This is a genomic window from Burkholderia sp. LFS061 (genome assembly GCF_047978125.1).
In the GTDB taxonomy this organism is placed as follows: Bacteria; Pseudomonadota; Gammaproteobacteria; order Burkholderiales; family Burkholderiaceae; genus Burkholderia; species Burkholderia pyrrocinia_C.
Genome location: NZ_JBFPFS010000156.1, coordinates 1 through 394, shown reverse-complemented (window position 1 = coordinate 394; position 394 = coordinate 1). Strand labels below are relative to the sequence as shown.

The 394-nt window shown below is 72.3% G+C and carries 1 protein-coding gene; it reads right to left on the bottom strand.

Annotation, left to right across the window (positions count from 1 at the left end):
• A partial coding sequence (gene gspN / locus ACNQQL_RS36135) for a type II secretion system protein N (protein WP_347069745.1) occupies window positions 1-310 on the bottom strand: 310 nt, incomplete at its 3' end.
• Window positions 311-394 lie beyond the last annotated feature (84 nt).

The window sequence follows — 394 nt, the reverse complement described above, 5'->3', positions numbered from 1 at the left end:
CCTCGGTCTGGCGCATGCGCATCTGCACGCGCCCGGTCAGCAGCGGCCAGAAGCCCGTGGTCCATTCGACCCGGCCCGGCAGCAGCGTCGCCGCGCTCTGGTCGGCGCCCGGCGCGAGCATCAGCGTGCCCGAGCCGTGCCACAGCGACCCGTCCGGATCGACGAGATTCACGTGAGCGCCGGTCGCACGCGCGAACTGCGGCGCGATCCACGCGGCCGGCGCGAGCGCGACGAGCGTCACCGCCGTCGCCAGTCCGCCCGCCAGTACCCACGGCAATGCGGTGGCGAGCCGCTTCGTCCATGGCCTCATCGGCCGACCGCCGCTTGCGTCATCCACTGCGTCATTTCTGCGTCGACGGTTGCATCACGGCCGTCAGGTCGACCTGGCCGTCGT